We start from the raw sequence: 18,511 nt of genomic DNA on the forward strand, positions 1-18,511 counted from the left end.
CCACCCGGTTTTTTATCGTCTGGATCTCTTATTGCCCAACCCCTTTCTTCTTCAACCCCTGAAAAGCCTCCCGAGCTTCATGAGAAGGGCTACGCTGCCCTCGATCTTATATTTTCCCGCCATAAACGCCTTCTGCCCGTCTTCATTGCCCTGCGATATGGCAAGCCACAGATCCGCAGGCGCCTTTATGGTCACATCGGGATGAGGATGGGGACCCTCGTGAAAGAGACAGGCCCCGTCCTTGATTGCAAGGTGGGCGACGAACTCCTCTGAACCCGTGATCTCGAACTGGTAGATCGCCGAAAGATCTCCCGCCTCATCTTTTCTGAGTCCCCCGGGCATGAGCATGAGAAACTCTCGGCACGATATAACGGATGACGGGCCGCGAGATGGTTCCGGAGACAGGGTAATCACCCTCTCCGCCGACTTCGATTCCCTGATGTTTTCCTTCAGCCATTCTTTTCTGAATTCCGGATCAAAATTGGGTGCAGCATATTTCTGTCCCATATAGGCTTCGAAACCTTTTAAGAGTCCGGCATCCTGCCAGTGACGATAATCATCGCGCATAAACTCCTTCTCCCTCACCACAAGATCCCTCATGAAGAGGTAGAAAGAGAGGTTTTCGTCGGTGGCCGGGTATTGGCGCTTCTCCTTTATAGCCCGGACAAGATCGAGGGCGAGGTCGCGCGCCCTTGCTTCCACGAGATCTTTACCCATAAAAGTACCGGGTCCCGTTGCCATGGCGGTCAAAGTCCCCACGGCGAAGGCGCCGAAGACATGGAGAGTGCCGGCCAGATATTGAGCGGTCGCGGTCTCCGATCTACCCGCCGACACACTCACGGCAAGACCCGGTTTCCAGCTCGTCCGGGGTTTGTGACCGAACGCGAGGGAGCGGTCGATGAAAGTCTTCATCTGGGCCGTCACATGATTAAAATAGACGGGAGAGGCGAAAATAATTCCATCGGCGGAAAATAGCTTTTCGGCTATGGCCGCATATTCATCCGGACGCCAGCACTTTCCTTTTTCCAGGCAGGCGCCGCACCCGATACAATAATCGATCTTTTTGCCTGCCAGATAGATCTCCTCCATCGCCACGCCCTCGCCGGCGAGAACGGACGCGATCATCCCGAGCATCTGGCTCGTATTGCCGACACCCTCATGGGGTGAGCCGTTAATAGCCACTACTTTTCGTTGATTTTCCATTCCATTCTCCATCCTGTTCTCCTTCGGAGGTGCCTCACTTAAATGTGCGCCCTTATTGGTATCGCATCCGACAGGTTCCGGTCCGGGCGGCTCTATACCCATCTTGCTCTGGTAGTACGCGGGGTATCTCCTGTTCATGGGAACGCCTACCCCCAGCATGAAAAGCGCCGGAAGGACGACCTGAAAGAGGAACCCCGTCCCCGGATTGCCCGGCAGATCAAAAAGCAACGGCATGGTCGTCACGAAGGCGGACAAAGCGAATATGACAGCCCATGCCCACGTCATGCGGCGATTGATCGTTTTGAAGATATCGGTCTGCCATACCGCTTCCGGAGATGTCTTCTTCGCGAAATACTCCGTAAAATACCGCCCTGCCAAGGCCGGGAACGCGACGGCGGAAAAGAGGACGGCAAAGAGAATGCCGGTCGGGAAATCGGCTACTATTCCTGAAATAGAGTAAGGGAAAAACCAGAACAGAGCATTGGCGACGGCTATGTACGCGAAAAAGCCCTTGTCCAGGGCGGTAAGGCCTTCCCTTCTTCCCTTGGCGTATAGAATCCCCCCCATCAAAAGCAGGGCCGCGAGACTCAGGGGACGCATGACGGAGAGACGGAAAGCCGTCATATTGCCCGCAGTTATATAGAGAGACACCATGACCGGGGCTCCGGCCGCGAGAAGCCTTCTCATGCGTCTTCCTCCCCTTTAAAATCCTTCATTGTGCTTACGTAGGTCTGAAACGAGCGGTCGAGGACATAGGTCCTGATCTGTCGGGCCGCTTGTACCAGCTGGGCAGTAAGGCCCGCGTCCTGATCCTCGGGCAGGCGGGCCGTCAATTTCTTTCTCAACGCCATCTCCTTGTCCACTATCCTCTTTGCCGCCTCTGCGTAGAAAGACAGGTCCGCCACATGAAGACCCAGTGCGAGCCCTCTCGCATAATGGGCCCCTATCACCACATCCTGCCCGTTAAAGCTCTCGTCGTCGAGGGGCAGGAGGAGCTTCGCGTCCCTCAAGGCCTTCACCTGCCGCGGGTCGAGCCCCGTTGCCTCGCAAAAAGCCTTTTTGTCGAAGACGGGCCCCTCATGCCCCTGAAATATGACCTCACACAGCTCGATGATCCTTGCAGGGTCTTTACCCTCGTCTTTTGAGGCGAGAATTCCCCTGATCTTGTTAAGGGGAAAGGAGTACCGTTCCTGAAGGGACTTTATGAAGGCGATCCTCTCCACGCATTCAGGTGCATAGTATGCCATGTTCCTGCTGGTCTTTATTGGCTCCGGGAGCAATCCCTGAGCGACATAATGGAGTATGGCCGATTTCGGCAGGCCCGTGGCCGTGGTCAATTCTTTCATTCTCAAGCCCTCTTCAGGCCTCTTCTTCCTCTCGTCCGCCCCTGTTCCTTTGCCTGCCATCGCCTCACTCCACGGTGATCGTTATCGTATTGTTCGTGTTATTGAAAGTGAACGCCACCTGATCGTAACCAGGAGGCCCGAAAGAGCCCCTGGCGTTATTCGAGAAGCCGTATTTCTCTTTCGGCATGCCGAAGCTGTTCTTGTCGAGTTTTCCGTTGCCATTCTCATCGTGGTATATCTTTATGGCATACGTTCCGTAGGGAAGGCCGGAGAGCACCCATTCGGCCTTCCCGCCCTTGATCGGCAACACCGCCGCGCGAAAGCCCGTGTCGCCGGCCGCAAAACTCTCTTTTGAATTGAAAATAGATATTTTTGCGTCGCCTTTGTCATTTTGAAACCCGGACACAGAGACCTTAAGCGTTGCTCCATCCTGGGCCGCGACCTGCCCGATAAGGGCCAACAGAAAAACTGCACACCAGATGCATGCAATGCCTTTCATCTTCATATGCTCCTCCTTACAATTTTCGATATCTTCACCATCCGTTACAGAACAATTCTATACCATAAAGTGAATTGTGTCAAGTGCCACTTTACACTTTGTAACACAATTATTCACGACCGGGTCGCAAATTGACATTTTATGAGAGCAGCACCTACAATACTTTAGCGAGTGTCCGGAAAGGACGGACTTTTCCGACTTACACAAAAACTATGAAGATGATTCCGTGGGAAGAGAGTTTCGAGATAAAGACCGATTTATCAAGGGAGGCTATCCTCATAATATTGAGAAATGCATTGCGCAAGGACCAAGGCGACGCCCGACGGGCCATTTTCCGGGGTGAGCTTACCGGTCGCGGGTTCAATATTAAAGAGGCTAAGGACTATATAGGGGGCATTCTACCCCTTTTCCAGGGCACCATCCTTGAGACGGAAGGGGGTTCTCTCATAAAAATAAGGGCCGTGAACGGGGTAAGTACCTTCGGGGTGGTCTTTGCCTGGTCCGCTGCACTCGTTATGTGGTACCAGGCGTTCTACGATGTGTCCGAAGCGAAACTCGCAACAGCTGCCGCTCTGCCCTTCCTCTTTGAGGGGTGCTTTTATCTCGGAATGAGTCTCTTCCTTTCCCTCTTCTATATATGTAATGTGCGAAGGGGAGCCCTGATCCTGCGGAGGCTCCTGGATGGGAAAAACGAGCAGGGCCCGCCCCTATGAGCGACCCTGCGCTTATTGCCCTTGCCCATCGCCAATTTTAAGGCCCCTTAAGGGATACTCAAACCCGCTACAGGGGTCGGTCCGGGCGTTACTTGAAACTCACCGATACTTCCACGGGCCCCTTGGGATCGAGACCGAGGTATTTCGCCCTAAGCGCGGCGCCCTGTTTTGCAGGGATCGGCCTGGTGAGGGATCCGAGGGAAAGGAGATCGCCCCTCTTAAGCCTCTTCCCCTCGGCAGCGAGTGATTGCTTTATCCAGAAGGCTGCATTGAGGGGACCTCCGAGCAGGGCAGTGCCTTTCCCCTCGGCCACCATCACTCCCTTTTCATCGAACATCTGGAACGTGAAATTTTTGAGCCTCTCCTGCCATTCGGGAGTAGTCGCAAGGGCAATAGGGTTCCCCAATATCCCGTATCGTGCGCCTACGTTGATCGCTACTATCGCGGGGGCGGTCAATTTTACGCCTTTACCGAAGACCATGTCGGGGAGTTCGATAAAGGGGATCACCGCATCGAGATACTTCAGGGTCTCCACCGGGGTCTTCGCTTCATTGATCGCTTCGTCTCCCACGCGCACGATCAGGTCGCCTTCAGCCACAGGTATGGCGCCGAAATCGGCCGACACCACGGCTCCATTGGGGAGAAGCATCTTCTGTAACAGAGTGCCCCGTATAGGCTCCGACACACCCAACATCTTCTGCATATTCGGATTGGTGAGACCCGCCTTGTATCCCACCGGCTCCCCGAGCTCTTTGCTGATTGCAGCAATGAATTCCCCCTGCGCTTTCCGAGCCTGATCGAGGGTCATTGTCGCGTCAAAAGAGGTGATGGGCTTCTTATTGAGAAATTCCTCCGCCACTTGAGCACCTGTTTGGGCGACTCCGGCGGTCACAAGAGACAATACCGTTGCACAAATCAGGAACAAGACTGCCCCTACCTTACCGATTCTCCACGTATCGATTTTCATAATTCTCCCCTTATCGAATGGATTTAATGTTCTTCCCTTATCAACTATCACCACAGCCTTCAGTAGAGTTCACGCTTCTTCCCTGTGACACCTGTCCCTCCTTCCAGAATCCGAACAGGTCGAAGGCATTCCTAAAGCCGATACGCTCCAGGATTGCCGAGTCCTTGACGAGACCCGCGAGGACTTCAAAATTCCTCCTGATACCCGGGACACCCGGAAAATCGGTCCCGTACAGAAATTTTGTCGCACACTTCTTCATGGACGGGAAGTACTGAAGGAGGTTGCCGGGAGGAAGGCCTGATATGTCGATATAGACATTCTCGAACCTTTTCACCATGAATTCCGCGATATGATACCAGAACCCTCTCCCTCCGTGACAAAGGACGACCTTCAGGAGAGGAAAATCACTCACCACGTCATCGAAGGTGTAGGGATCGGAATAACGCATTTTGGAGCCCTGAAAGACACTGGTCCCTGCATGGAACATTACAATAAGCCCCTCCTGTTCGCATTTATCGTAAAGGGGGTAGAGCCTTTGATCGTTTGCATAAAAAAAACCGTGAATCGGGTGTATCTTTAGCCCCCGCGCACCGCGGTGTAGCTGGTCCACGAAAGCGGTCATGGGATCGTCATGATAGTTTGGATTTATATTCGCGAACGGAATCAGCTCCGGATGGAGGGAATTTATCTCGAGGGCCCTCTGGAAAGGCATCACCCCGGCGGTAAGGGGCGAGTGCTCCGGAATCAGAATCCCGCCTACCACACCTTCCTCTTTTACGGCTTCCCCATATGCGTCGGGCATCTGCCGCCCTTTTTCATCGAAGATCCGCGGGACATAGGGACCGGTGTCCATCCAGAGCCTTCGGGCGGGCTCCGTCCATTCAAATCTGTGCCCTACATGTATATGGACGTCGATGAGTCGCACTTTTCTTCTTTTATATCAATGAGAAAAGATTGTCAAGGAGCCGCTCTCCGACCGCTTGACTTTGGCGAATCCGGCTTTATGATTCACCATATAGATTCTGTGGCATTGGGGCTTCAGACAAAGGGGTTCAGGCACAGGGCGTAACAGAATCCTAACCAGGAGGTGTAACATGTCCGGAAGCATCTACAAAATAATCGAGTTAGTCGGCACCAGCACCACATCATGGGAAGAGGCGGCCCGCAACGCGGTTGAAACCGCGTCCAAGACGCTCAAAGATCTGAGGGTTGCAGAAATCTCCAAATTGGACCTGACCGTTGAGGATGGAAAGGTGACCAATTACCGGGCCCGGGTAAACATTTCATTCAAATATCACGGAGAAGATTAAAGAGCGGGCGGGGACGGAAGGACGTCTTCCTGTCCCCGCTTCGGATTTCAGATACCTGCCGAATATTTGCCCTTTTCCCTCTCCCCCGTCGGGGAGGGCCGGGAGAGACCCTTGACATTTCCCCTGCCGCTACGTTTCATATTGTGGTATGGAAAGATTTGGGAAGGAATCCTATGGGGATGGGCAGTCAAAGGAGCATGACTTTTTTATGCTCGGCGTGATCCACCGGGCACCCGAAGGTCCCGCCCTTTTGGATCAATGGCTCGATGCGGTCTCACCCGCGGTAGTTACCCTTGAATTCTCCAATTATGGCAGAAGGTTTCGGGAGGAGAGGGGGCCTGCGTACAGGCAGCGCATCGAGGAGGTCCATAATAGGTTGAAAAGGGACAACCTGCCATGTTATGACAATGCGGTATCCATGGCCCTGTCTTACGTGGAGATGCCTTTCGAACTCGCGGGGGCACTGCAATATGGCCGGATACATGGGGCTCCCGTATATTTGATCGACATGGATTTTTTCTCATATCTGAGATTAAGGGAGATCGGAAAGCTTCTCGACCCGGAAAACCTGGAAAGGCTCCTCTGCGAGGAGACGAGCGAGCGAAATGGATATGAGCATATCCTGGCACGTCTTTATTTCGAAGAAGGTATAAATACGGCGGCTTATACGGAGGAAATGGCAGTGAGAGACGAATACATGTCCCACAAGATCAAGGTCCTCATGGTCCGCCACCGTGGACAAAGGCTCCTCCATATCACGGGCTGGCGGCATCTCGACGACCCGCGCAATTTTTTTGCTCCCCTAAACCCCGTGAAGGTATTCATCTATGATCAAGCTGTTCGTATTTGACCTCGGCAATGTGATCGTACCTTTTGAGCACCGGCAGATCGTGGTGAAACTGCTGAAGAAGGTGAAAGACAAAATCGTGCCTTCCCCTCAGGAGTGCTTCTCTTTCATGTTCGATCTCGAAGAAGGTTTCGTAAACCCTTATGAGGAGGGGCTCATCTCTTCTATTGAATTCTTCTCGACCATCCGGGACCGCTATGGTCTTGAAATGGACTTCGAAGAATTCAAAAGGATCTGGAATCCTATTTTCGCACATAATCCCGAAGTAAATGAGATCATTCAGTATCTTAAGAGCAAGGATTACCCCGTCTTTCTTCTGAGCAATACCAATGAGCTTCATTTTGCCTACATAATCAAACATTTTCCCATTGTCCATACTCTCGACGAATGGATACTCTCCTTTGAAGTAGGTGCAAAAAAACCGAAAAAGAGAATCTTCGACGTCATCTTTGAAAAAATGGACGTGGCTCCCCAGGAGGTCTTCTATGTGGACGATATCGGCCAATATGTGGAGGCGGCAAAAAGCTACGGATTTCAGGGCACGGTCTTCCGGGACGCAGCGGGCCTCTGGGAGAGCATCAGGAGAAGCGGCATTTGACCGTGGAAAGGAATTTCCGCACCCCGAAAGGATGGAACATGAGAGAAGGTGAGGACGGGCTCCGATGATCGCATACCCGAAAATAGATCCGGTAATCTTTACCATAGGCCCTCTCTCTTTGAGATGGTACGGCCTTATGTATGTGATCGGCTTTGCAGCGTCGTATCTTCTGGTGATCTATCAGCTCAAAAAAAAGAAGCTCACCGTGAACCGGGCGGTGATAGACGACCTCTTCTTCTATCTCATCCTCGGCCTTATCCTGGGGGCGCGGCTGGGATATGTGCTCTTCTATAACCTGAGCTTTTATATCGAGCACCCCGCGGAGGCGCTTGTCCTGTGGCACGGGGGAATGTCCTTCCACGGCGGCCTCATCGGGGCAACTATCGCGGGATATATCGTGATCAGGAAGAAGGGACTCGACTTCTTCGGCATCGGGGACCTCATTATCCCGACCTGCCCTATCGGCATCGGATTCGGAAGGTTAGGCAATTTCATCAACGGCGAGCTCTTCGGAAAGCCCTCCGACCTTCCCTGGGCGATGGTATTCCCCCATGGCGGCAATGTGGCGAGACATCCGTCCCAGCTTTACGAGGCGGGCCTCGAGGGGCTTCTCATGTTCCTTATACTTTGGATATACAAGGACAGAAAGAAAAGAGACGGGGACGTGCTCGCCCTGTTCCTCATCCTTTACGGCGCCTTCAGGATATTCTGCGAGATCTTCAGAGAGCCTGACGTACAGCTGGGCTACATTTTCGGCATCCTCTCCATGGGCCAAATCCTGAGCATCTTCATGATCCTCACGGGCCTGGCCCTAAAATTCCTCTACCTGCCCGCCAGGGAGAAAAGCAAAGGCATGCGACGGGAGCCCCAGAAATAACGGACCGGTTTTTCGCGCACCGGTATCTCTTGGATAAAGTCGCCAAAGGAGCGAGAAAAAGCACGCTCAACCGAAACCAATCAAGCGTGCCCCTTAAGCATCTTACCTACGCAATCTCCCCGCGTGACGTAGCTCGCACAGCGAGCGAGACGGGGAGGCTCAGTCGGCTTCGCCGACTGAGGGGGCGACGTGAGCCCCAATAATAGTCCCCTTTCAAATGTATTCCACCACCCCGCTCGCAATATCATAATAAGCGCCTGCGACCTTCAGGTTTCCTTCATCGGCCTTTTTGGCGAGAATGGGTCGGGAGGACCTGATCTGCTCGACTACCAGACCCACATTCGCGCGGATGGTATTGTCCGTAAGATCGCCCTCGAGCCCCCGGGCCTTGTCGAGGGCAGGTTCGATGGCCTTCACGATATGGGCGATATGTCCATGGGCTTCCCCGCCCTGCACGGTGGCGCCTACGGCGCCGCATTTCCCGTGGCCCAACACGAGAACGAGGGAGACGCCCAGGTGCTCGACCGCATATTCGATACTTCCCATGCCCAGATCGTCAAGAACATTTCCCGCTACGCGGATCACAAAGAGGTCTCCAAGCCCCTGGTCGAAGACAATCTCCGGCGGAATACGCGAGTCGGAGCAGCCCACGATCACGGCGAAAGGCGCCTGCCCTTTCGATACCTCGAGACGCCGCTCGGCCCCCTGGTGAGGATGGGTGAGCTTCGAGGAGACATACCTCCCGTTGCCGTCCGCGAGCTGCCGCAAAGCCTTTTCAGCATTCGAGCCCTTTGACATCGATACCCCCATGAATGATTTTTTTGATTATATTATAAGATAAAGCACGGATCATCAACATTTTTCTGCCTCACTCACCGTCCACAGTGGGCAGCCCCGGGAGGGGAAAACTTTGAGCGGTCCCTTCGAGCTATCAACGCCGGGGATTCGATTCCCTGCCGAAACTTCTGGACTTTTGAACGAGAATCTTATAAACTGTTTCTCATCGGGGCGTAGCGCAGCTTGGTAGCGCACTTGTATGGGGTGCAAGTGGCCGCTGGTTCAAATCCAGTCGCCCCGATTTATTTACAACGCACCTTAGTCTCTTCCGGTCCTTCACTCATCAATATCTCAGCAGGTGATCTATGTTAATCCTTTTATCGAATGATGACGGAGTCCATTCCCACGGACTTCTCGTTCTCAAGGATGTGCTCGGGAAGAACCATGACGTGTACGTGGTGGCGCCCGACAAGGAGCGGACGTGCGTGGCCCATGCCATTACCCTCCATAAGCCGCTGCGGATACGGCAGATAGAGGAGAAGGTATTCTGCACGAGCGGGACCCCGGCCGACTGCGTCTATCTGGGCACAAAGGCCATTCTCCCGGCAACACCCGATTTCATTATCTCCGGCATGAACAGCGGACCCAACATGGGACAGGACGTAAACTATTCGGGCACGGTCGCGGCGGCAATGGAAGGCGCGTTTCTCGGAATCCCCTCGATCGCGGTATCTATCTGCGCCCGAAGGGGTTTCCTTTTCAGCGACGCCGCAGAGGTGACCGGAGAGATCCTGGGGATAATCGGAAACCTGCCCCGGAATAGATCGGTCTTCCTCAACATCAACATACCGAACCTCCCCCGTCAATCGATCCCGGGTTTTATGGTGACAAGGCTTGGAAAAAGGATATATAATGATAATGTAACTGAAAGAATTGATCCCAGAGGAGGGAAATACTATTGGATCGGCGGAGACGGCGACAAGTACGAGCCGATCGAAGGAACCGACTTTACTGCCGTGGAAAAAGGATATGTCTCCATTACCCCTCTGAGTCTCGATAATACGAGCGAAAGCTCTATTGAGATGTATCAAAAAACTTTCAGGAGGAGCTTATGAAGACCACATTATCCGTCATCAAGGCTGATATTGGGAGCATCGGCGGTCATATCAAGCCGAGCGAAAGGCTGCTCAAAAGGGTATCTGAGTACATCGGAGACGAAGGCAAGGAACTCGCATATGATTTTTTCGTGTGCCACACCGGAGACGATGTGGCGATACTTTTTTCTCATGGCCACGGAGTAGGCAACGAAGGTATCCACAAACTCGCCTGGGACGCGTTTATCGCCGGCACGGAGATCGCGAAGGAGCAGGGCCTTTACGGCGCCGGTCAGGACCTCCTCAAGGATTCCTTTTCCGGAAATGTGAGGGGCATGGGACCCGCAGTGGCGGAGATGGAGTTCGAAGAGAGGCCGAACGAGCCCTTCGTCTTCTTCGCGGCCGACAAGACCGACCCGGGGGCGTATAACCTCCCCCTGTACCTGGCCTTCGCCGATCCCATGTACAATTCGGGCCTCATGCTCTCACCCAATATGGCGAAGGGTTTCAAATTCGTGATCATGGACGTGGGCTATACGGAAGGGGACAGGGTGATAGAGCTGCACGCGCCTGAAGAGCTCTACGACATTGCGGCATTGCTTCGGGACAACGAGCGGTTCGTGGTGGAATCGATCTATTCAAGGGAAACGGGTGAGATCGCCGCGTCGGTAAGCACCACGAGGCTTCACAATATCGCGGGTAAATATACGGGCAAAGACGATCCCGTCATGCTGGTGCGGGTCCAGGGACCCTTCCCCGCCACGGGCGAGGCACTCGCCCCCTTTAATATCGGCCATTATGTAGCGGGTTTTATGAGGGGCAGCCATACAGGACCATTGATGCCGGTCAGGATGAATTCCGCTGTCTCCTATTTTGACGGACCCCCTGTGGTGTCCGCCCAGGCTTTTTGCGTGCACAAGGGGAAGCTGACGGAACCGGCGGATGCCTTTGACCATCCCTATTGGGATTATATAAGGAATATGGTTTCTCGTAAATCGACCGAGCTGAGGCAGCAGGGTTTCTCCGGTTCGGCCATGCTCCCCTATTCGGAGCTCGAGTACGGGGGAATCGTAAAGAAGATGGAAAGGCTGGAGCCCCGGTTCAAGGTAAGGGGCTGAATAAGGAATAAAAATAAAAGAACGACAAGTGGTGAGGCGGCTTTTCCCTCACCACTTGTCACATTCGGGAAAGAACATGCGATTTTACATTGAGTCCTTCGGTTGCCAGATGAACGACCACGATATGGAAAAAATGGCCGCCCTTCTGGGGGAAGAAGGCTATGAACAGGCTACGGGACTCCACGATGCGGACGTGGTGATCGTGAACACCTGTGCGGTACGCGAAAAAGCGGAACAGAAGTTTTACAGCTTCATGGGCAGATTGCGGCTGGTGAAGAAGAGACGGAAACTTCTTCTCGGCGTCACGGGATGCATCGCCCAGCTTGAAAAAGAGGGCATCACGGAGCGCCTGCCCTTCATCGACTTTTCCCTCGGCCCCTCGAGTATCCATAAGGTGGCCGAAGCCATTGATGAGGCCCGGAAGAAAAGGCCCTTTTTCGAATTCTCCGACAACGGATGCGCTGCTCCCCTTTTTATACGGCCTGCCCGCGCAAAAGAGGAGTTAAAGTCATATATTACCATCATGAAAGGGTGCAATAATTTCTGCAGCTATTGCGTGGTCCCCTACGTACGGGGCCGGGAGACAAGCAGGCCGAGCGCGGATATCGTCGAAGAGGCGAAGGTGCTCGCCGGGCAGGGCGTCAAGGAGATCACCCTTCTCGGCCAAAACGTAAATTCATACAACAGAGGCTCGACAGATCTCTCCTTTCCCTCTCTTCTGCGATCGATCAACAGGGTCGACGGCCTCGAAAGGATCAGGTTTATCACGTCCCATCCGAAAGACCTCTCTCACGAGCTTATCGACTCTTTTGGAAAGCTGGAAAAACTCTGCGAGCATATCCATCTCCCTTTCCAGTCAGGCTCCGACAAAATATTGGGCCTCATGAACCGCGGCTACACGGTATCCGATTATATGGATAAGGTGAGGCGCATCAGGGAGCAATGTCCGGGTATATCCCTCACCGCCGATTGCATCGTCGGTTTTCCGGGAGAAGATGACGAGGCTTTCGCGTCCACCATGGATATGGTGAAGGAGATCGGATTTGACGGGATATTTTCCTTCGTCTATTCGCCGCGAAAATTTACCGCCGCGTCGGCTCTCCCTGATGTAGTGCCGAGACAGACCGCCCTCGAAAGGCTCACGGCCTTGCAAAGTCTGCAAAAGGCGATTACCGTTGCCGCGAACCGGAGCATGGAAGGCAGCTCCGTCGAAGTATTGGTGGAGGATATGAGCAAGAACTCCGACGAAGAGCTGATGGGGAGAACGAGAACAAATAAGATAGTCAATTTCAGAGGCGGCAGGGAAATGATCGGAACCCTTGTCACGGTGAATGTCGTAAAGGGCTATGCAAATTCCCTGAAAGGCGAAAAAGTAGAAATTGAAGGAGGTGCCGGATGATGAAGGAGATGAGAGTTGCGGGTATTACCGTGGATCCTTTCACCAATACACCCATCGTGATCCTCAAGGATCTCGATGACAACGAAGCCCTGCCTATTTGGATAGGCCTTCTTGAAGCGTCGAGCATCGCGACCGCCATCGAGCACATTCAGACCCCGCGGCCCATGACCCACGACCTTCTCAAGAATCTTCTCGACAAATTGAAGGCGGAGGTAGTCAAGATAGAGGTGAACGACCTGAAGGAGAATACCTTTTACGCGGTGCTCCATGTCAAGGCTGAGGGAGAAAAATTCACAATGGACTCCCGGCCGAGTGACGCCATCGCAATCGCCCTGAGGACGGGGGCGCCGATCTTTGTCGAAGAGAGCGTAATAAAGAGGGCGGCTAAAGTGGAGTTTACCCAAAAAGGCGACAAGGTGGTGACGGATACGACGGAATGGGAGGATCTCCTCGAAGGGCTCTCCCAGGATGATTTCGGCAAATATAAGATGTAGCCATGATAGACCTCCATACCCACTCACTGCTGAGCGACGGCGAGCTTCTGCCTTCGGAACTTATAAGGAGGGCGAAGGTCAAGGGATATCGGATGATCGGCATCTCCGATCACGTGGACATCTCGAATATCGAGAAGGTCGTGGCCTCGGTCCTGAAATTGACCGAGAAAATAGAAGGATATGACGACATCACTGTCCTGCCCGGGGTCGAGATTACCCACGTGCCGAGAAAACTGGTAAAAGAGACTATAGCTTTTGCGAGGAGACTTGGTATATTCTACGTAGTAGTCCACGGGGAGACCATCGCGGAGCCGGTGGAGGAAGGAACGAACCGGGAGGCCATCGAAGGCGGCGCGGACATACTTGCCCATCCGGGGATCATCTCCGAAGAAGAGGTGGCCCTCGCGAGGCAGCAGAACGTCCTTCTCGAAATAAGCGGGAGGAAAGGCCATTCCCTTTCGAACGGTCACGTGGCCAAGCTCGCGAAAAAGATAGGGGCAAGGCTTATTTTCAATACCGATACCCATAGCCCGTCCGATCTGGTAAGCGAGGAACAGGCACGGAGGGTCGTGATGGGCGCGGGGCTTTCAGCGGATGATTTTTACGACATGCAGGCGAATGCAGTCGAACTGGTAAAAAGGGCGATCGGGAAAAAGGCATGACTCTTACTGTTGATGAACGGATAAAACAAATCCCCCATTATCCGGGGGCTATGATGTACGGGATTGAAGAAGGATGGACCAGACTCGCATCGAACGAGAACCCGCTGCCTCCTTCGGAGGCGGTGCTTTCTCACATTATGGATGCCCTCTTCGACCTCAACCGTTACCCCGGGGGCGAGGGTGAGTTAAAAAGCGCCCTGGGGGGACTCTACGGACTCGCTCCCGATCATTTCGTGCTGGGCGACGGCTCGGATGAGCTGATCGAGATGGTGTTGAGGGCCATGAAACATGGGGAGAAAAACGGGGTGATCGTATCGGAGCCCTCCTTTCCCTTCTATGCCATTGCCGCAGCCATATATGACTACGAAGTCAAGAAGGTGCCTGTCGTGGATATGAGAGTAGATCTTGCCTCTATCCGGCAGGCGGTTGACCGGAATACGCGGGTCATATTTCTCAACAATCCCCTGAACCCCACGGGCACCGTCTTCGACGACGAGTCGTGTCGTGCCTTTCTTCGCGACCTGCCGCCCGAAGTGCTGGTGGTCCTTGACGAGGCATATGCGGAGTTTTCGGAGAGCCCCCAATTCCCCCGGGCCTTCTCCTACGTAGATGATCACCCCGTCCTCGTGCTCAGGACCTTCTCGAAGGCCTATGCCCTCGCCGGTCTGCGGATCGGCTACGGCGTGGGAGAAGCATCACTCATCTCCTACCTGGAACGGACCAGGCAGCCCTTCAGCGTGAATGTGCTCGCCCTCATCGGCGCCCACGCGGCCCTGATCGATACAGGGTACCTTCAAAAAGTCCTGGCGAACAACCGAAAGGGAAAAGACTTTCTCTATTCTTCCTTAAAAAGCCTTTCTCTCGAATATGTACCCACGGAGGCAAACTTTATTCTCTTCAGGTTCGGCAATCAGGCGGAGGCCGCCGTAAAGAGACTTTTTGAAGAGAAGATCCTCGTCCGTTGGATGGGTGCGTACAAACTTCCCGATTATATAAGGGTTTCCGTAGGCAGACCCGACGAGAACATACGGTTCATCGAAGCGTTGAGCCGGGTGAGGGATACACTCAGGTAGGCAGGAGGAGCAGGGGCGAACCCGTGCGTCGAACCATGGGCGCCCATTCAATCCCTATCCGCTATCTCCCCCGTTCTCGTGGAGGTATCCTTATGGGGCAGGGAAACGATCCTTGGGAGAACCATATGAAGAACGATCTTATCATTACCATAGACGGACCGAGCGGTGCGGGAAAGAGCACGGTGGCCAGGATGCTTGCAAGGGCGCTGGGCTACACCTATATCGATACGGGAGCGATGTACCGGGGAGTGGCGCTCGCCTATGTGAAAGCCGGCAAGCCCAGGGATATGGCTCGATTTATCGGAGAAGTCTCTTTGGAATTTGAGTTTGTCAACGGAACAAAGGTAACCCTGGAGAGAAAGGACATCACCCCTGAAATCAGGACTCCCGAGATATCCCTGCTCGCTTCGAAGCTCTCTCAAAATAAAGAAGTGAGAGAATATCTATGGGGCATCCAGCGGGAGATGGGGAAGAGAGGCGGGATCGTCCTCGAGGGGCGGGACACGGGAAGCGTGGTTTTCCCCGATGCCCATATTAAATTTTTCCTGGACGCAAAGCCGGAGGAACGGGCGAAACGCAGACACATGGAGCTTTCCGCAAAAGGACCGGCACCGGACTTTGCGGTTGTCCTGGCGGAAATGGTCGAGAGAGACCGAAGCGACTCCGAGCGCGATCTTGCCCCTCTTATAGTACCTGAAGGTGCGGTAAGAATCGACACTACGGGTATAGATGCCCGGGGGGTGGTCGATCTCATGGTCCGCCGCGTGGTTTCCGGAGACGACAAGCCTATGGAGATCATAAAAACCGCCCACGCAGGGTTCTGCTTCGGGGTAAAACGGGCAATCAACATGGTGCTTCGGGAGCGCGAAAAGACCGGGGAGCCCATCTATACCATAGGTCCCATCATTCATAACCCCCAGATGGTAAGGATGCTCCAGGAAAAAGGCATCTCTCCGGTGGACGACGTGACCCGGATAAAGGACGGCATAGTCGTCTTCCGCACCCACGGGATAAAGAAGGAAGAGAAGGCATATATCAGGGAGAAAAACCTGAGGGTCATAGACGCTACGTGCCCCTTTGTGAAGCGGGTGCGCAACCACGCTCTCGGTCTCGAGAAAGAGGGCTATACTGTCGTAATCGTTGGGGATGAAAAGCATCCGGAAGTGAAAAGTGTATTGAGTTATTTACGTAATGGTGGTATTGTATTGCAAAAATCGGCACCTGTTCGCGCAAAAAAGATCGGGGTCGTGAGCCAAACCACCCTTGACACCGATACTTTTACCGGCGTGGCGAGGGGACTCATGGAAGGGGCCCAGGAAATAAGAATTTACAACACGATCTGCGAGAGCACACAGGTCAGGCAAAAGGAGGCCGCGGCGCTCTCCTCCACGGTCGATGTGATGCTGATCGTGGGCGGCAAGAACAGTTCAAACACGACAAAACTTTATACCATAGTAAAGAAGATACAGCCCGGTTCTTACCACATCGAAACCGAAGAAGACCTGAGGCCCGAGTGGTTTACCGGCGCGAAGAGAGTAGGGATAACGGGGGGAGCATCAACCCCCGATCTTATTATAGATTTGGTGGAGAGGCGCGTAAATTCATTTAGGGGGTCGTCAAATGGTAGAGACTGTTGATACATCAGCACAAAAAGAAAACACCGTAGAAGAGATGAAGGAGCTCTACGAGACTTCCCTTAGGAGTCTGCAAGACGGTAACATCCTGAAAGGAAAAATCATTGATATAAATGGCGATGCAGTCATCGTTGACGTGGGGCTCAAATCGGAAGGCAAGGTCTCTCTTTCCGAATTCGGCGGCAAACCTGGTGAGCCCGAGATACAAGTCGGGGATGAGGTCGAGGTCATGGTAGTGGGCAGGGAAAGGGAGTTCGGTCTCCTTCTCCTGTCAAAGCAAAAGGTGGACGGCATCAGGGTCTGGACCAACCTCGATAAGGCCGTTGAAGACGGCTCCGCCGTGGAGGGAGACATCATATCCGAGGTCAAAAGCGGATTCATGGTGGACCTTGGAGGAGTCCATGCATTCCTGCCTATCTCTCAAGTCGATGTCAAGCCCGTAAAGAACCCCGCCTCTTTCATAGGAAGACGGCTCAAATTCAAAGTCCTGAAGGTAAACAAACGAAAGGGCAATGTCATCGTCTCCCGAAGAATCCTCATGGAAGAGGAGAGGGAGAAGAAGAAACAGGAATTCTGGAAGAACATCAAAGACGGCCAGATCGTCTATGGGTTCGTCAGAAATATCACCGACTATGGGGCCTTTGTAGATTTAGGCGGAGTAGACGGACTTCTTTACCTCAATGACATTACCTGGGGAAGAATCACCCATCCAAAGGAATATCTGAGGGTAGGCGACGAGGTCAAAGTAAAGGTCCTCGCCATCGATTATGAAAAAGAAAGAATATCGGTGGGCATAAAGCAGCTCAAGGCAGACCCCTGGCTCAAGATAGAGGAAAAGTACCCTGAGGAGACAAAGGTAAAGGGCAAGGTGGTAGGAATCGTCGATTACGGCGTCTTTGTGGAGCTCGAGCAGGGCGTGGAAGGACTCCTTCATGTGAGCGAGATGAGCTGGGACAGGAAATTGAAGAACCCCGGTAAACTGGTGAATAAGGGAGATTGGGTGGATGTGGTGGTCCTCGGGTTCGATAAGGAAAAAAAGAGGATCTCACTCGGAATGAAACAACTATTGCCCGACCCGTGGGAGGAGCTGGCATCGGAATACCCGCCCGGCTCGATCGCAAAGGGGAAGGTGAAGAATTTCACCGAATTCGGCATGTTCGTGGGCATAGGGAACGGCATCGACGGACTGATCCATGTGTCCGAAATCTCCTGGTCACGGCGGAAGAAAGTGGTATCGGAAACCTATAAGAAGGGTATGCCGGTAGAAGCCCTTGTTCTCAATGTCGACAAAGAAGCCAAGAAGTTCTCCCTCAGCATCAAGCGTCTCAAAGACGATCCCTGGAAAGGACTCGTCTCCAGGTATCACTCCGGGGATGTGGTCGAGGGGTTCGTGACGAGTATTACCGATTTCGGCATATTCGTGGAGATCGAAGAGGGAGTGGAGGGGCTCATACACCTCTCGGAAATAGAGGATCTCCAGGGAAAAAATGTAGCCGACCTCTTCAAGCTCGATGATCCCGTGACTGCGGCTATATTAAGCATCGACGAGAAGAACAAGAGAATCGGCCTCTCCATCAAAGCACTGAGGAGGCCCGAAGATAACAAACCCGCAGAGACATCTTACACCAGGGACGAATCTGCTTTTTCGACTCTCGGCGACGCCTTTGAAAGGGCTATGAACCGGGAGAATCACGACAATTAGGCGCGGTGGGGGTGATTTTATGTCCGTAAGTAAAGAGTTGCTCGACATACTCTGTTGTCCGAAATGCAAAGGCGACATTCGGCTCAATGAATCGAAGGACGGCCTCGTCTGCGATTCATGCAAGCTCATGTATCCCATTAAAGATGATATACCCGTCATGCTTGTAGACGAGGCGAAGCCTATTGATACAAAGTAGCT

The 18,511-nt window shown here is 53.3% G+C and carries 20 protein-coding genes and 1 tRNA gene; 15 read left to right on the plus strand and 6 right to left on the minus strand.

Translation table 11 applies throughout. The features are described from left to right. Positions 1-51 precede the first annotated feature (51 nt). The 3 genes from VGJ94_15630 to VGJ94_15640 are packed head-to-tail and all read right to left on the minus strand — an operon-like array spanning position 52 to position 3,054. Positions 52-1,890 (minus strand): NAD(P)H-dependent oxidoreductase, encoded by a 1,839-nt coding sequence (locus tag VGJ94_15630; protein ID HEY3278048.1) that lies wholly within the window; start codon positions 1,888-1,890, stop codon positions 52-54. Then, on the minus strand, positions 1,887-2,609 hold the full coding sequence (locus VGJ94_15635) for a MerR family transcriptional regulator (GenBank protein ID HEY3278049.1): 723 nt from the start codon (positions 2,607-2,609) through the stop codon (positions 1,887-1,889). The genes VGJ94_15630 and VGJ94_15635 overlap by 4 nt, the downstream gene beginning before the upstream one ends. Before the next feature lie 4 nt (positions 2,610-2,613). After that, positions 2,614-3,054 carry a DUF2141 domain-containing protein gene (locus VGJ94_15640; GenBank protein HEY3278050.1) on the minus strand — a complete coding sequence of 147 codons (441 nt, stop codon included), beginning with the start codon at positions 3,052-3,054 and terminating at the stop codon, positions 2,614-2,616. A gap of 278 nt (positions 3,055-3,332) precedes the next feature. Here VGJ94_15640 and VGJ94_15645 point away from each other — a divergent pair, with 278 nt between their 5' ends. Continuing rightward, positions 3,333-3,761: a hypothetical protein gene (locus VGJ94_15645; GenBank protein HEY3278051.1), complete on the plus strand. Its 429-nt coding sequence runs from the start codon at positions 3,333-3,335 to the stop codon at positions 3,759-3,761. Positions 3,762-3,849: 88 nt separating this feature from the next. On the opposite strand, the gene VGJ94_15650 is transcribed toward VGJ94_15645, so the two are convergent. Together VGJ94_15650 and VGJ94_15655 are read right to left on the minus strand one after the other, a co-directional pair. Beyond that, a complete protein-coding gene (locus VGJ94_15650; protein HEY3278052.1) occupies positions 3,850-4,728 on the minus strand; it encodes a hypothetical protein in 879 nt (292 codons plus the stop codon). 40 nt (positions 4,729-4,768) lie between these two features. Then, positions 4,769-5,653: an amidohydrolase family protein gene (locus tag VGJ94_15655; protein HEY3278053.1), complete on the minus strand. Its 885-nt coding sequence runs from the start codon at positions 5,651-5,653 to the stop codon at positions 4,769-4,771. A gap of 169 nt (positions 5,654-5,822) precedes the next feature. Between VGJ94_15655 and VGJ94_15660 the strand changes: the two genes are divergently transcribed. From VGJ94_15660 to lgt, 4 genes are all read left to right on the plus strand, one after another. Further along, positions 5,823-6,038: a dodecin family protein gene (locus tag VGJ94_15660; GenBank protein ID HEY3278054.1), complete on the plus strand. Its 216-nt coding sequence runs from the start codon at positions 5,823-5,825 to the stop codon at positions 6,036-6,038. A gap of 148 nt (positions 6,039-6,186) precedes the next feature. Continuing rightward, positions 6,187-6,888: a hypothetical protein gene (locus VGJ94_15665; protein HEY3278055.1), complete on the plus strand. Its 702-nt coding sequence runs from the start codon at positions 6,187-6,189 to the stop codon at positions 6,886-6,888. Then, positions 6,866-7,483 (plus strand): HAD family phosphatase, encoded by a 618-nt coding sequence (locus VGJ94_15670; GenBank protein ID HEY3278056.1) that lies wholly within the window; start codon positions 6,866-6,868, stop codon positions 7,481-7,483. The genes VGJ94_15665 and VGJ94_15670 overlap by 23 nt, the downstream gene beginning before the upstream one ends. A 64-nt stretch (positions 7,484-7,547) precedes the next feature. Further along, positions 7,548-8,360: a prolipoprotein diacylglyceryl transferase gene (lgt, locus tag VGJ94_15675; protein HEY3278057.1), complete on the plus strand. Its 813-nt coding sequence runs from the start codon at positions 7,548-7,550 to the stop codon at positions 8,358-8,360. Between the two features lie 213 nt (positions 8,361-8,573). On the opposite strand, the gene VGJ94_15680 is transcribed toward lgt, so the two are convergent. Continuing rightward, positions 8,574-9,158 carry a carbonic anhydrase gene (locus tag VGJ94_15680; GenBank protein ID HEY3278058.1) on the minus strand — a complete coding sequence of 195 codons (585 nt, stop codon included), beginning with the start codon at positions 9,156-9,158 and terminating at the stop codon, positions 8,574-8,576. A gap of 206 nt (positions 9,159-9,364) precedes the next feature. Between VGJ94_15680 and VGJ94_15685 the strand changes: the two genes are divergently transcribed. From VGJ94_15685 to VGJ94_15730, 10 genes are all read left to right on the plus strand, one after another. After that, positions 9,365-9,438: transfer RNA gene (locus VGJ94_15685), tRNA-Pro, on the plus strand. 64 nt (positions 9,439-9,502) lie between these two features. Next, on the plus strand, positions 9,503-10,252 hold the full coding sequence (gene surE, locus VGJ94_15690) for a 5'/3'-nucleotidase SurE (GenBank protein HEY3278059.1): 750 nt from the start codon (positions 9,503-9,505) through the stop codon (positions 10,250-10,252). Further along, positions 10,249-11,349, plus strand: coding sequence for a fructose-1,6-bisphosphate aldolase/phosphatase (gene fbp, locus VGJ94_15695; protein HEY3278060.1), 1,101 nt, complete (start codon positions 10,249-10,251; stop codon positions 11,347-11,349). Before surE ends, fbp begins: the two co-directional genes overlap by 4 nt. Positions 11,350-11,425: 76 nt before the next feature. After that, on the plus strand, positions 11,426-12,748 hold the full coding sequence (miaB, locus tag VGJ94_15700) for a tRNA (N6-isopentenyl adenosine(37)-C2)-methylthiotransferase MiaB (protein HEY3278061.1): 1,323 nt from the start codon (positions 11,426-11,428) through the stop codon (positions 12,746-12,748). Further along, a complete protein-coding gene (locus VGJ94_15705; protein ID HEY3278062.1) occupies positions 12,745-13,242 on the plus strand; it encodes a bifunctional nuclease family protein in 498 nt (165 codons plus the stop codon). Before miaB ends, VGJ94_15705 begins: the two co-directional genes overlap by 4 nt. Before the next feature lie 2 nt (positions 13,243-13,244). Then, positions 13,245-13,904 (plus strand): histidinol phosphate phosphatase domain-containing protein, encoded by a 660-nt coding sequence (locus VGJ94_15710; protein ID HEY3278063.1) that lies wholly within the window; start codon positions 13,245-13,247, stop codon positions 13,902-13,904. Then, a complete protein-coding gene (gene hisC / locus VGJ94_15715) occupies positions 13,901-14,977 on the plus strand; it encodes a histidinol-phosphate transaminase (protein ID HEY3278064.1) in 1,077 nt (358 codons plus the stop codon). The genes VGJ94_15710 and hisC overlap by 4 nt, the downstream gene beginning before the upstream one ends. A gap of 125 nt (positions 14,978-15,102) precedes the next feature. After that, positions 15,103-16,614 carry a 4-hydroxy-3-methylbut-2-enyl diphosphate reductase gene (gene ispH / locus VGJ94_15720; protein HEY3278065.1) on the plus strand — a complete coding sequence of 504 codons (1,512 nt, stop codon included), beginning with the start codon at positions 15,103-15,105 and terminating at the stop codon, positions 16,612-16,614. Next, the gene (locus VGJ94_15725) at positions 16,598-18,313 is read left to right on the plus strand and encodes a 30S ribosomal protein S1 (GenBank protein HEY3278066.1); all 1,716 of its coding nucleotides are present in this window, start codon (positions 16,598-16,600) and stop codon (positions 18,311-18,313) included. The genes ispH and VGJ94_15725 overlap by 17 nt, the downstream gene beginning before the upstream one ends. Positions 18,314-18,332: 19 nt before the next feature. After that, on the plus strand, positions 18,333-18,509 hold the full coding sequence (locus VGJ94_15730) for a Trm112 family protein (GenBank protein ID HEY3278067.1): 177 nt from the start codon (positions 18,333-18,335) through the stop codon (positions 18,507-18,509). Positions 18,510-18,511 lie beyond the last annotated feature (2 nt).

The organism is Syntrophorhabdaceae bacterium (assembly GCA_036504895.1).
Lineage (GTDB): Bacteria > Desulfobacterota > Syntrophorhabdia > Syntrophorhabdales > Syntrophorhabdaceae > PNOM01.

Excerpts from the sequence above, each read along its gene's own strand:
- VGJ94_15710 (HEY3278063.1), top strand. The coding sequence starts at position 13,245 with ATGATAGACCTCCATACCCACTCACTGCTGAGCGACGGCGAGCTTCTG.
- surE (HEY3278059.1), top strand. The coding sequence starts at position 9,503 with ATGTTAATCCTTTTATCGAATGATGACGGAGTCCATTCCCACGGACTT.
- ispH (HEY3278065.1), top strand. The coding sequence starts at position 15,103 with ATGAAGAACGATCTTATCATTACCATAGACGGACCGAGCGGTGCGGGA.
- fbp (HEY3278060.1), top strand. The coding sequence starts at position 10,249 with ATGAAGACCACATTATCCGTCATCAAGGCTGATATTGGGAGCATCGGC.
- VGJ94_15680 (HEY3278058.1), bottom strand. The coding sequence starts at position 9,158 with ATGTCAAAGGGCTCGAATGCTGAAAAGGCTTTGCGGCAGCTCGCGGAC.
- VGJ94_15630 (HEY3278048.1), bottom strand. The coding sequence starts at position 1,890 with ATGAGAAGGCTTCTCGCGGCCGGAGCCCCGGTCATGGTGTCTCTCTAT.
- VGJ94_15730 (HEY3278067.1), top strand. The coding sequence starts at position 18,333 with ATGTCCGTAAGTAAAGAGTTGCTCGACATACTCTGTTGTCCGAAATGC.
- VGJ94_15725 (HEY3278066.1), top strand. The coding sequence starts at position 16,598 with ATGGTAGAGACTGTTGATACATCAGCACAAAAAGAAAACACCGTAGAA.
- lgt (HEY3278057.1), top strand. The coding sequence starts at position 7,548 with ATGATCGCATACCCGAAAATAGATCCGGTAATCTTTACCATAGGCCCT.
- hisC (HEY3278064.1), top strand. The coding sequence starts at position 13,901 with ATGACTCTTACTGTTGATGAACGGATAAAACAAATCCCCCATTATCCG.
- VGJ94_15640 (HEY3278050.1), bottom strand. The coding sequence starts at position 3,054 with ATGAAGATGAAAGGCATTGCATGCATCTGGTGTGCAGTTTTTCTGTTG.
- VGJ94_15665 (HEY3278055.1), top strand. The coding sequence starts at position 6,187 with ATGGAAAGATTTGGGAAGGAATCCTATGGGGATGGGCAGTCAAAGGAG.
- VGJ94_15705 (HEY3278062.1), top strand. The coding sequence starts at position 12,745 with ATGATGAAGGAGATGAGAGTTGCGGGTATTACCGTGGATCCTTTCACC.
- VGJ94_15650 (HEY3278052.1), bottom strand. The coding sequence starts at position 4,728 with ATGAAAATCGATACGTGGAGAATCGGTAAGGTAGGGGCAGTCTTGTTC.
- VGJ94_15660 (HEY3278054.1), top strand. The coding sequence starts at position 5,823 with ATGTCCGGAAGCATCTACAAAATAATCGAGTTAGTCGGCACCAGCACC.
- VGJ94_15670 (HEY3278056.1), top strand. The coding sequence starts at position 6,866 with ATGATCAAGCTGTTCGTATTTGACCTCGGCAATGTGATCGTACCTTTT.
- VGJ94_15635 (HEY3278049.1), bottom strand. The coding sequence starts at position 2,609 with ATGGCAGGCAAAGGAACAGGGGCGGACGAGAGGAAGAAGAGGCCTGAA.
- miaB (HEY3278061.1), top strand. The coding sequence starts at position 11,426 with ATGCGATTTTACATTGAGTCCTTCGGTTGCCAGATGAACGACCACGAT.